This is a genomic window from Salipiger sp. HF18 (assembly GCF_011806505.1).
Classification (GTDB): Bacteria; Pseudomonadota; Alphaproteobacteria; order Rhodobacterales; family Rhodobacteraceae; genus Salipiger; species Salipiger thiooxidans.
Window position 1 is genome coordinate 1 of the sequence record NZ_JAATOS010000113.1, and the last position, 11204, is coordinate 11204.

The 11204-nt window shown below is 67.0% G+C and carries 10 protein-coding genes and 1 pseudogene; 9 read left to right on the forward strand and 2 right to left on the reverse strand.

The features are described 5' to 3' along the window. A partial coding sequence (locus HC022_RS11805) for a BTAD domain-containing putative transcriptional regulator (protein ID WP_167452554.1) occupies positions 1 to 2301 on the reverse strand: 2301 nt, incomplete at its 3' end. Positions 2302 to 2571: 270 nt separating this feature from the next. Here HC022_RS11805 and HC022_RS11810 point away from each other — a divergent pair. The 9 genes and pseudogenes from HC022_RS11810 to HC022_RS11850 all read left to right on the forward strand — a co-directional run bounded on the left by HC022_RS11810 (position 2572) and on the right by HC022_RS11850 (position 10527). Beyond that, positions 2572 to 3522, forward strand: coding sequence for a homocysteine S-methyltransferase family protein (locus tag HC022_RS11810; protein WP_167452555.1), 951 nt, complete (start codon positions 2572 to 2574; stop codon positions 3520 to 3522). A gap of 69 nt (positions 3523 to 3591) precedes the next feature. After that, a complete protein-coding gene (locus HC022_RS11815) occupies positions 3592 to 3831 on the forward strand; it encodes a DUF4278 domain-containing protein (protein WP_167452556.1) in 240 nt (79 codons plus the stop codon). A 273-nt stretch (positions 3832 to 4104) separates the two neighbouring features. After that, entirely contained in the window at positions 4105 to 5490 is a 1386-nt protein-coding gene (locus HC022_RS11820; protein WP_368484656.1) for a hypothetical protein, read from the forward strand. 152 nt (positions 5491 to 5642) lie between these two features. Continuing rightward, a complete protein-coding gene (locus HC022_RS11825; protein WP_167452557.1) occupies positions 5643 to 6341 on the forward strand; it encodes an MFS transporter in 699 nt (232 codons plus the stop codon). A gap of 26 nt (positions 6342 to 6367) precedes the next feature. Next, the gene (locus tag HC022_RS29845; RefSeq protein ID WP_368484657.1) at positions 6368 to 6766 is read left to right on the forward strand and encodes a ParB N-terminal domain-containing protein; all 399 of its coding nucleotides are present in this window, start codon (positions 6368 to 6370) and stop codon (positions 6764 to 6766) included. A 317-nt stretch (positions 6767 to 7083) separates the two neighbouring features. Then, entirely contained in the window at positions 7084 to 7923 is an 840-nt protein-coding gene (locus tag HC022_RS11835) for an SHOCT domain-containing protein (protein WP_167452558.1), read from the forward strand. 197 nt (positions 7924 to 8120) lie between these two features. Beyond that, on the forward strand, positions 8121 to 8897 hold the full coding sequence (locus HC022_RS11840) for a transglutaminase family protein (protein ID WP_167452559.1): 777 nt from the start codon (positions 8121 to 8123) through the stop codon (positions 8895 to 8897). Between the two features lie 147 nt (positions 8898 to 9044). After that, entirely contained in the window at positions 9045 to 9590 is a 546-nt protein-coding gene (locus HC022_RS11845) for a YaeQ family protein (protein WP_167452560.1), read from the forward strand. 255 nt (positions 9591 to 9845) lie between these two features. After that, positions 9846 to 10527: pseudogene (locus tag HC022_RS11850) on the forward strand (transposase). A 15-nt stretch (positions 10528 to 10542) separates the two neighbouring features. Here the strand turns inward: HC022_RS11850 and HC022_RS11855 are convergent. Next, the coding region (locus HC022_RS11855) for an integrase core domain-containing protein (RefSeq protein WP_167452561.1) at positions 10543 to 11204 on the reverse strand (662 nt) is incomplete at its 5' end.

The following is an 11204-nucleotide window of genomic DNA, read 5'->3' on the forward strand; positions in this document are numbered from 1 at the left end:
GGCCGCGGCAAAGCGCCGGGCGGCGATCATCGCGTTGGCGGCCCCGGCAGCGGCACGGCTCGCCTCGGCGGCATAGTCGGTGTGCAGCGCGTGGTTGGCCCAGAGGATCGGGTCGTGGCCACGGTAGTACACCGCCGCGCGGGCATGACCGGCCTGCCGGGCCTCGGGCGGAATCGCCTCGTAGATCGCCCGGTATACGAGGTCGTGGCCAAACGCGAAGCCGGCCCCGGTGGCATGCAGCAGGTCGCCGCTCTGCCGGGGGCGGGCGGACTCGGGGAAGATCGCGGCGAAGTCTTCGGGATCGAAGGAGGTCCCGAGGATCGACGCCCGGCGCAGCGCCGCGCGGTCCGCCTCGGGCAGGCGCTCGATCTGTTCCTGCACGAGCTCGGTCACCGTCATCGGCAGCGCGCCCTCGGTCCAGTTCGCCTCGAGCAGGCGGATCAGGAAGAGCGGGTGCCCGGCGGCGCGGTCGATGGCCGCATCGGGGGCGCTCACCCCCGGCGCGATGGCGCGGACAAGGTCACGCGCCGCGGTCTCGGGCAGCGGCGGTAGCGTGATGCGCACCACGCCCGATCGCGCCCGGGCGGCAAGGCGATGGTCGAGGCTGCCGTCATGGGGCCGCTCGGTCAGCAGCAGGATCACCGGGCTGTCCTGCAACCCGCTCATCAGCCCGAGAAGGAAGTCGCTCGCACCGACCGGGCTCCAGTGGCAGTCCTCGATGAGCACCAGCAGCCCGCCGGTCTCGACCGCGGCCTGGCGCAGCGAGTCGGCGAGCAACTCGATGATCAGCCGCTGCTGCACGTCCGGGTCGAGCGCGCTCATCCGGAGCATCGCGTCGGCGTCGATCTGCGGCTCGACGAGCCACGACAGCACGGCGCGCTCGACGGCGGTGGCGCGCGGGCCGGGCAAGGGCGGCTGCGGCAGCTGCGCCACCAGCCGCTGCGCCGGGTGACGCTCACCGGGCGAGAAGGCGTCGAAGCCGATCTCGACGGTGGTGGCGCCTGCCCCTTCGGCCCGGCGCAGGATCTCGCGCGCGAGGCGGCTCTTGCCGATCCCGGCCTCGCCGGAGAGGTGGATCACGAGGCTGCTGTCGGCCTTGCGGGCGGCGGCAATCGCCGCTTCCGCCTGGGCAAGTTCAAGCTCGCGGCCCACCATCGGCGCCTCGGGCCGCGGCGCCGAGGCCCCCGGCCGCAACGGCACCGCCCGCTGCATGGGCTCGGCGGGAAGCCCGAGGCGCGTTGCGAGATCGCGGGCCAGCAGCACGTCGCCCGGCTCGGCCATGGCGGCGACCCGGCGCGCCTCGACCAGCGACTGCGCCGAAAGCTCGTCGCTGGCGGTCGCGGAGACCATGCCGAAGGCAAGCCCCTGCGCCGCGAGGTCGGCAAGCTCAAGCGCGGCGGTGGAGACGGCGCGCAGCTCCTGCCCGGTGAAGAGGAAGACGATCTCACCGGGGCCCGAGGCCCGCTCCTCGGCGCCCGCGGCAAGCGCCGCGCTTCGCAGGGCCGACCAGTCGCGCGCCCCCTCGGTCTCGAAGCCGAGCAGCAGGTAGGCGGGCGGAGCCTCGGGCGGCACCTCCGCCTCCGGTTCGGTCGCCACGGGTTTGCCACCGCCGCCCCGCCGGATGCGCTCGTACAGCGCGCGGGTTTCGGGTTCCGGGGCGACGCCCATGTCGCGCCGGAGCGCCTCTTCGAGGGTCTCGTACCGCGCCTGCGCCGCGCGCCGCATGCCCCGGCCCGCATCCGCGATCATCAGCCGGCGGTGGGCGTCCTCGTTGAGCGGGTCCAGCAGCAGCAACCGGTGCGCCAGCGCCGGGGTCTCGGCGCCGTCGCCGCTGCGCTCCAGCTCCGTCGCCAGCGCGTCGCAGGCCAGCCCCGCGAGCCGCGCCCGCTCGGCCGCGAGCGCCTGCCCGAGGTCCGAGGCACCGGTGTCGGCGCCATCGAAGAACGGCCCCCGGTAGAGGCGCACCGCCTCGGCCAGATCGTTGCGCGAGAGCGCCGCGTGGAAGGCGTCGAGATCGGTCTTCACCTCTGGCCCGAGACTCAGCTCGTCGCCCTCCGGTATCACCCAGCCGTCCCCTGCGGCGCGGCGGATCTGTGACAGGGACTGGCGGAGACTGACCCGCGCCTGCTCGCCGTCACTCGCCTCCCAGAGGAGCGAGGCGAGCCGCTGGCGGGGCATCGTGCGGCGGCGCGCCGCGGCGAGCAGTCCGAGCAGCATCCTGGCCTTGCGGGCGCTCAGCGAAATCCGGGCGCCATTCCGTGACATCGCGAATCCCCCGAGGAATTCGAGCCAGAGAGTCATGCTTTCACGCGCCTTTCACGCATGGCCACCCGACCGAATTCACGCCGCCGGATCAATACGACGTCACCACAACCAACCAGGTGTACCGACAATGCAATTCAAACAGTTTTTTACCATCGGGGGACGGTTGCGGCGAAATAAGAAACCGCGCGCGTTCCCGCATGTTTCGCGGCATCTGAAGGCCGATATCGGCCTCCCCCAGAACGATCCGCTTGATGAAATGACGGGGCTTCCGCCCCGGACCCAACGCCCTTTTCTATGGTGATTCAAATGACAACCTATCGCAATAACCTTCCGCAATTCGACGGCACGATTCTGCTGACCGATTCAGGGCTCGAAACGACGCTTATCTTTCACGACGGTATCGACCTACCGGCATTCGCCGCATATCCGCTGATGGAGACGGAGCCCGGGCGCGAGACGCTGGCCCGCTACTACCGCCGCCACCTGTCCATTGCCGCCGACCATGGCACCGGTTTCGTGCTCGAGGCGCCGACCTGGCGCGCCAGCCGCGACTGGGGTGCCGAGCTCGGCCACGGCCCCGAGGACCTCGCGCGACTCAACCAGGCGGCGATCGGTTTCCTGTCGGACCTGCGCGCCTCGGCCCGTGGCGTTCGCCCCGTGGTGATCTCGGGCAACATCGGCCCGAGGGGGGACGGCTACGTCGCCGACACCGCAATGACCGCCGCCGAGGCCGAGGCCTACCACGCCGAGCAGATCGGCTGGTTCGCCGAAACCGACGTGGACATGGTGACAGCCGTGACCCTCTCGACCGTGGCCGAAGGGGTCGGCGCGATCCGCGCCGCCTGCAAGCGCGGCCTGCCGGTCGTGGTCTCCTACACCGTCGAGACCGACGGTCGCCTGCCGGACGGCACGCCGCTCGGCACCGCCTTCGAGCAGACCGACGCCGAGACCGACGGGGCCGCCGCCTACTTCATGGTGAACTGCGCGCACCCGGACCATTTCCGCGACGCCCTCGCGGCAGGCTCGGGCTGGCTCGAGCGGATCGGCGGGGTGCGTGCCAACGCCTCGCGCCTCAGCCACGCCGAGCTCGACGCGGCGGAGGAGCTCGACGCCGGGAACCCGGCGGAGCTCGGCCATGACTATGCCCGCCTGCGCCGGCTTCTGCCGAACCTCGTGGTGCTGGGCGGCTGCTGCGGCACCGACCATCGCCACGTCGAGGCCATCGCCGACTGCTGTGTTGCCCGCACGGCGGCCTGATCGACCTGCCGCCCTCCGGAATTTGCCGGGCGGCGTCCTCCTCCCCCCATTTTTCAAGGAGCATTTGCAATGACCGCTCTGACCCCGACCTTCGCGCTCTTCGACGGGCCCGCCCTCCCCGACCGCCAGGGCGGTGAACCGGTGCTGCGCTATCGCGGCGTCGCCTACCGCCGCTCAGAGCTGACCCGGCCCCGGCCCGCCGAGGCCACGCGGCTCATGTACCGCGGTGTCGCCTACCGGCCCGCGGCTGCCGCCCCCGCGCCCGAACCGGCGCCCGGGCAACGGCGCTATCGCGGCGTCGCCTACTGACCATTTCCAACCTCTCCCCTGTCGCCCCCCCATTTCGACGACAGACCATTTCCCCGAAAGGACGTCCCCATATCGTTCCGACTGACCTGTTCCGCCATTCTCGCGGCCACCACCGCCCTCACCCTGCCTGCCGTCGCGCACGAGACCAACCGGCGCACCGAGCTCTACAAACCCGGCGTCGAACACGCCGCCTCCGAGCTGCCCGCGTCGGATGCCGCCTCGGTCGCGGCGTTCTCGGGATACGGCGATTTCGGCTTCGATCCCCGCACCGAGGTGCCCGAGGCCCGCGCCGCCTTCGAACAGGGCACCACGCTGCTCTGGGGGTTCAACCACGCCGCCGCCGTCCAGGCGTTCCGCGCCGCGCAGCAGGCCGACCCGCAATGTTCCGCCTGCTACTGGGCCGAGGCCTATGCGCTCGGGCCGAACCTGAACGACGGCATGCATGACGAGAACGTCACCCCGGCCTTCGACGCCGCCTGGACCGCCGTCGACACCGCCGTCACCGACAAGGAAATGGCGCTCGCCCGTGCGCTGGTGCTGCGCTACGCCTTCGAGGGCGGCAACCGCGAGCTGATGAACCGCGCCTTCGCCGAGGCGATGGGCGACGTGGCCGCGCAGTTCCCCGACGACGCCAACATCCAGGTGTTCCACGCCGACGCGCTGATGAACATGCAGCCGTGGGATTACTGGGAGGCAGACGGCGTCACGCCCAAGGGCAACGGCGCCGAGATCCTCGCCTCGCTCGAGCGCGCCATGGCGTTGTCGCCCGAGCACCCGGCGGCGCTGCATCTCTACATCCACGCGGTCGAGGCCTCGGCCGATCTCGCGCGGGCCGAGGCGGCGATTGCTGCGGACGAGACCTATCTCGAGGCCGCGGGCGACGCGGCCAGCGCGCTCTATCGCTTCGGTTACTACCCGCACAACATCCACTTCCTGCTGGTCGGCGCCCAGATGGCCGGCATCAAGGAAGACGCGCTGGCGGCGGCCCAGAAGCTGGCGGATGTCACCTCGGACGAGGTCGGCGCCTCGCTTGCCTGGGTTCAGGCGATCGAGACGGCCCCCTACACGGCGCACGCGCAGTTCAGCACACCGGAGGAGATCCTGGCGCTGCCCGACCCGGGCGATGCCTTTCCCTTCGTGAAGGGCCACTGGCACTATGCCCGGGGCATCGCGCTGGCGCTGGTGGGAGATCTGGACGGCGCGCTGGCCGAGCAGACCGCCATCGAACGGACCATCGCCGAGGCGGATCTTGCGGGTCTGGAAGAGCAATACCTCCCCGCTCGTGACGTGCTGGAGATCGCCAAACACATCGTCGAGGCCCGCATCGCGCAATGCCAGGGCAACTGGGATTCCGCCGAGCATCACCTCGAAGCGGCGATCGAGATTGAGGACACCATCGCCTACATGGAGCCGCCCTACTGGTACTACCCCGTCCGCCAGACGCTGGGCGCAGTCCGGCTTCAGGCCGGCGACACGCAGGGCGCACGGGAAGCCTTCGAGGGCGCGCTCGAGACCCAGCCCAACAACGCCTGGGCGCTCTGGGGCCTGTGGCAGGTGTCGCTGATCGACGCCACGGGTGAGGCTGCGGTCTCTGAGGCGCGTACTGCCTTCGAGAAGGCATGGCTGGGTGAGAGCGAGCCGGACCTTGGCCGGATCTGAACTGTCCCTCGGACCCGGGAAGGCGCCGCGTTGCCACGCGGCGCCTTTTTCGTTGCGGGAGAGTCGTCATTCAAGATGGATGCCGCGCGAATGCCACCCTGCCGCCTGCGGGGCTGGCGATCGGCGCGCTCCTGGCCGGCGCAGCCATCGACATGACGTCCCATACCCTGCATCCGTTCTTCCAGGGCCTCGCACTGGTCAGCATCCCCTTCGCGGCGGGCGTCTGGGCGTGGCCTGAAACATCGCCGCGCCACGAAGGCCTGTGGTCCTCGCTGCGCCCCCGTGTCCGCATTCCCGCCACCGCGCGGCCGGCCTTCCGGCGCGTCGCCCCCGCGCTGTTCGCGACCTGGGCCACGGGTGGCTTTTACCTGTCGCTGGGCGTCTCGATCTCAATCCATGTCTTCGGCTTGACCCATGGCCTCGAACAGGGAGCCGTGGTCACTGCGCTGGCCGGAACCGGTGCGCTGGCTTGTTTCTTCGCTCGCCACACATCGGCTTCGGCGACCCTGCGCTTCGGCACATTGGCGCTTGCTGCAGGCACGGCCCTGACGCTTCTTGCCATTCAGCTTGGAAGCATATGGCCCTATCTGTTCGCACTTCCCTTGACGGGTGCAGGCTTCGGCACCTGCTTCTACGGAGCAGTCCGCTCGCTTGCTCCGCTGGCCGGGCCCCACGAGCGTGGCGAGTTGTTTGCGGCGATTTTCACCGTCAGCTACCTCGCCTTCGGGGTCCCCGTGGTTGTCGCCGGAGCGCTCATCACGTCGCTTGGACTGGCTGCAACGACCATCGGATACGGTTTCGTTATCATCTGCATGGCACTGGCGGCGTTCCTTGGCAAAGCCCGCGGATAGAAAGACCCGACGAGGGGAGACGTCGCGTGTATGACGTCTTGGCCCGCCCTCGCGATCTTAAGACCGCTGAGGGCTGCGGGCCGGCAGCCCCGCTTCCGGTCGCCGGCACATCAAAGCAGGGCATCCCAGTTCCGAAAGGACTCGCGTCTCACGCCAAGGTGCCCCATGCTCGCACGATGTTGGAAAAACACACCGTTCCGATAAGCGACGTCAGGGTGCCTCTCAAGCGGAAGAAGACGCTGTGCGAGGACAAGGTCCAGAAGATTGCCGAGAGCATTCTGGAAGATGGGCAGACGACCCCGATACAGCTTCGTCCCGACGGAGATGGCTATGTGCTGATCGAAGGCCTTCACAGACTGGAGGCGCTTCGGATCCTCGGAGAGGTATCGGTTCTGGCGTATTTCGTTCGAGCCCGCCTGCACTGACCAGCACGAGGCGCGCCGTTGCGGACACTTCCCAGAGGCGGCGTGGCATCGGCTGATGCGTCTGGCGTACGGAATGTCTCGCTTTCGCGGTCCGTACGCCTTCCAAATGCCTCGGAGCTTGCCGTCATGGCTGGCTGACATCATGCCACCAATGGCTGGGGGACGTTTCCTGACCCCCACCAAGTGCATGACGCTGACGTTGCGCTGAGCAGCGACGGCGGGCGAATTGTCCCATGTGCAGCGCCCACACGATCGGCGGTGTCTGTCGCCGCCCATCGGTGCTAGCGTCGGGTGCGGAACAACACGAGATTGGACAGATGGCCCGACTGACTGAAGAAGGCACGGCGATCGTCGCCGATATCGCGGCCCGCCATGGGATCAGTGGCGATGCCGCGATGCATATGCTCATGGCCGTGTCTGCCGGGCATGGCACTCAGGCCCAGTTCAACCATCCCGAGCTTGGCGGCATGGGGCAATGGTCGCTGGGCGGGATGACCATGGTCGGCGACATGTTCAACAATGGTCTCAAGGCCCGGGTCGACAGCCTTTGCTCGGAGCTCTCGGGGATCGTGCAGCAGCACAGCCTTTTCGCGGCTCCGGTGTCCTCGCAGTCGCAATCGCAGGGCGGGACGCCGGACGTGTCCGGGGTCAGCCTGTTCGTGCAGGAGACCAGCGACTGGCCCGCCGATCTCGGTCAGCCGTCTTCCGCCGGAACCCAGAATGACCTGCGTTACGCGTATTTTCCCGACAAGCGCCGGCTGGCGGTCAAGGTTGGAGGGCAAACCACGGTCTACGACACCGGCGACCATCTGATCGGCGGCTTTGGACAGGCGCAGGGCGTCGGCCAGAGCCTCAGCTTCACCAGCCAGCACGGGCTCGTACAGCTCTCGGATCTGCCGATCGTCGATCGCAACGCGCCGGCATCGCACGACAGCGCGCCCCCGCCTTCCGCCGCGACGCCTTTTGCAGCCAATCCGCCCCCTGCCGCGACGGCCGAACCGGAACAGCGGCCCGCGCCAAGCGTCGAAGCCCCTCAGGCCATGAACGATGACCAGATTTTCAGCCGGATCGAACGGCTCGCGGGTCTGTTCGAGAAGGGTATCCTCACCAAGGACGAGTTCGAGGCGAAGAAGGCTGAACTCTTGGCGCGCTTGTAGCGCTCCCTGACGAGCAACGGCCCGGCGCAGACGGTGCCCCGGGTTTGCGGTTCAACTCTTCCAAAGGCTCTCGGTGCATCTACCCCTTTGCAAACTGGCCGGGTTGCTGCATGGCCGGAGATCACATTCCGTTGGGCGGGCGGATCCCGGATGAGGGGTCCAGGTCGTGCGCCCAACCCGAGATCAGGAAAGTCCACATGCGTATCACCATCGACGTCGCGATGACCTACCGCTTCCCCCGCCCGAACACCGTGTTCCTTGCGCTGGAAGCGGCAAAGGGCGATGGCCAGACGGTCGTTCAGGAGCATCTGGATATCGGCCGTGCCGCGCTCAGCCGCATCAGCGGGGACTCGGATGTCGGCGAGCGGGTCTGGGCGCAGGTTCCCGATTGCGAGATGAACCTGACCTACCGCGCGCTGCTCGATGTCACGCGGCCGGAACCTCGGTTCGAGACGCTTGAGGCCATGCCTCTGCATCTGATCCCCGGAGATGTGGCGCCATATCTGCGACCCTCGCGATATTGCCAGTCGGACAAGTTCATGACCTTCGTGCAACGGCGCTTCGGGGACCTGAGTGGCGGCCTGCAGATCCTTGCGCTGCGGGATTGGATCGAGACGAACCTGACCTACGTGCCCGGCAGCTCGGATGCGGATACCAACGTGCTCGAAACCTTCGCCGGACGTCAGGGCGTCTGCCGCGACTACGCGCATCTCATGTGCTCACTGGTCCGGGCGGCCCAGATCCCGGCCCGCATGGTGGCCGTCTACAGCCCGGACGTCGAGCCCCCCGACTTTCACGCCGTCACCGAGGTCTGGCTGAGCGGAAAATGGTGGCTTGTCGATGCAACCGGCATGACCAGCGCAGCATCGATGGCGGTCATCGCAGTGGGCCGCGACGCCTACGACGTGGCCTTCATGGATTCCCAGGAGCCGGCCGAACTTCTGGTTCAGTCGGTTGCCGTGAAGAGGGTTTGAACCGATGCGGGGGAAAACCGGGCCCTTTGTCGGACCGTAGTTCCGACACCGATCTGACCACCTTTTGTTCGGCACCTTGACCTATCTCCTTTCACAAAGCCGCCTGACCAACTAGGCATCGCTATCTTCGCGAGTGAGGGACCTGTCATGGCGCTAAAATCCACTATCTACAAAGTCGAACTTTCCGTCTCCGACATGGATCGTCACTACTACGAGACGCACAAGCTGACCGTGGCGAAGCATCCCTCCGAGACGGATGAAAGGTTGATGGTACGCCTGCTCGCCTTCGCCCTGAATGCCGATGAGCAACTGGAACTCACCAAGGGTCTGTCGACGGATGACGAGCCTGACATCTGGCAAAAGAGCCTGAGTGGCGAGCTGGAACTGTGGGTGGCGCTGGGGCTTCCAAGCGACAAGATCCTGCGTCAGTCATGCGGCAAAGCGGGCAAGGTGGTGATCTATGCCTACGGCGGCAGGCCTGCCGAGGTGTGGTGGGACAAGATCAAGGGGAGCACGACCCGGTTCGACAATCTGCAGGTCATGAACCTCTCGGAGGATGAGACCCGTGATCTGGCGGGCCTGGCAAACCGCTCGATGAAACTGCAGATCAACATCCAGGACGGGGAGGTCATGGTCAGTGCCGATGACCGGATCGCCTATGTCACCCCGGTCAAATGGAAGGACGTCGCGTAGCCGGCTTCATCGTTTCGCTTTGACGGGCACGAGCAGCTCTGCTGCGCGATGGTCGAAGGATTGCGGTGTTCCACCGGCTCCCCCTGCGACACGAAGCGCGGAGTGGCTTGTCAGCGCCGCGGCACGTTTCCAGCGCGTCCCGGCAACGCCTACTTCGTTGCTCGGCTATCAGCGTTAATCGAGCAGGAAGATTAGGACGTGTTGACAAAAGGGATTCACAGTTCGGGCTGATCGTGATTCAAGCTGGTATCTGCGATGGAGACCCGCTTGGCACGAGACCTGATGTCGGACGAGGAATGGGCGTTCTTTGAGCGTTTCATCCGGACAGTCCGCGCCCCGAACGGGCGCAAACCCACCAACCACCGCCTGGTTCTTGATGGGATTTTCTGGATCGCGCGCACGGGGTCTCCCTGGCGCGATCTGCCTGAAGAGTTCGGCAAGTGGTCAAGCGTCTACCGCCAGTTCCGGCGCTGGTCCTCGTCAACGGCGAGGTATTGATCCGCCATCGGTCCGAGGACAATGCCGAGCGGGCTGCCCATGAGGACGGAGATAACTGCGGGGCAAACCTCCGACTATCTCGGCTTCGATCTGGTCATGGCGGACAACATGCCAACCCTGAGCGTCCTGCTGGCCGACCGAGGCTATGACGCTGACAGCATTCGGGAAACCATGGACAAACGGGATGTCCTGCCGGTCATTCCCCTCTCGGGACATCGCTTTGCGATGCCCTGCCGGGCAAAGGATGCGCAAGTCCCGCAAAAAGCGCGTTGGCGTGGACCGATCACTATACCGACTGCGCAACCTGGTCGAACGGTGCTTCAACAAGCTGAAGAACGCCCGCCGCGTCGCCACCCGCTACGACAAAACTGCGGAGAGCTTACTGGGCTTCATCGACATCACGTCGATACGCCTTTGGGTGCGCCATTTGTCAACATGACCTGCCACTGAACTTTCATCCAGCCGCGACCGGAGCCCGGTTGGTGTTTACGCCGATCGGCGCAGGTTGAGCAATCGCCCGACGCACAGAGCTATCATCTCGCGCAGCGGGGCGGGCGATTGCGGTGGTCAGGGCCCGCGCGTAGTCAGCCGGTGTCTGGTAGTCCAAGGCCGAGTGCGGGCGTTCGGTATTGTAGTCGGCAGCCCAGGCGGCGATCACGATCCGCGCGTGGGCCAGGTTTCGGAACATGGTCTCGTTGAGCAGCTCGTCGCGCATCGGCCCGTTGAAGCTCTCCACGAAGCCGTTCTGCATCGGCTTGCCCGGGGCGATGTAGTGCCACTCGATCCGGTGCGCGGTAGCGAAGGTTAAGATTGCGTTACTGGTCAGTTCGGTGCCGTTTTCAGAGACGATCATCCCCGGCTTTCCGCGGCGCTCGATCAGGGCAGTCAGTTCACGAGCCACACGGCGCCCCGAGATCGAGGTGTCCGGGATCGCCGCGAGGCACTCCCGGGTGACATCGTCGACCACGTTGAGCTCCCGGAAACGCTGACCGTTGGCGAACTGGTCGTGAACGAAATCCAACGACCATCGCGCATTGGGCCGCGCCTCGACCAGGATCGGGGCTCGCGTCCCGACAGCCTTGCGCCGTGCCTTTCGTTTGCGCACCGTCAGGCCTT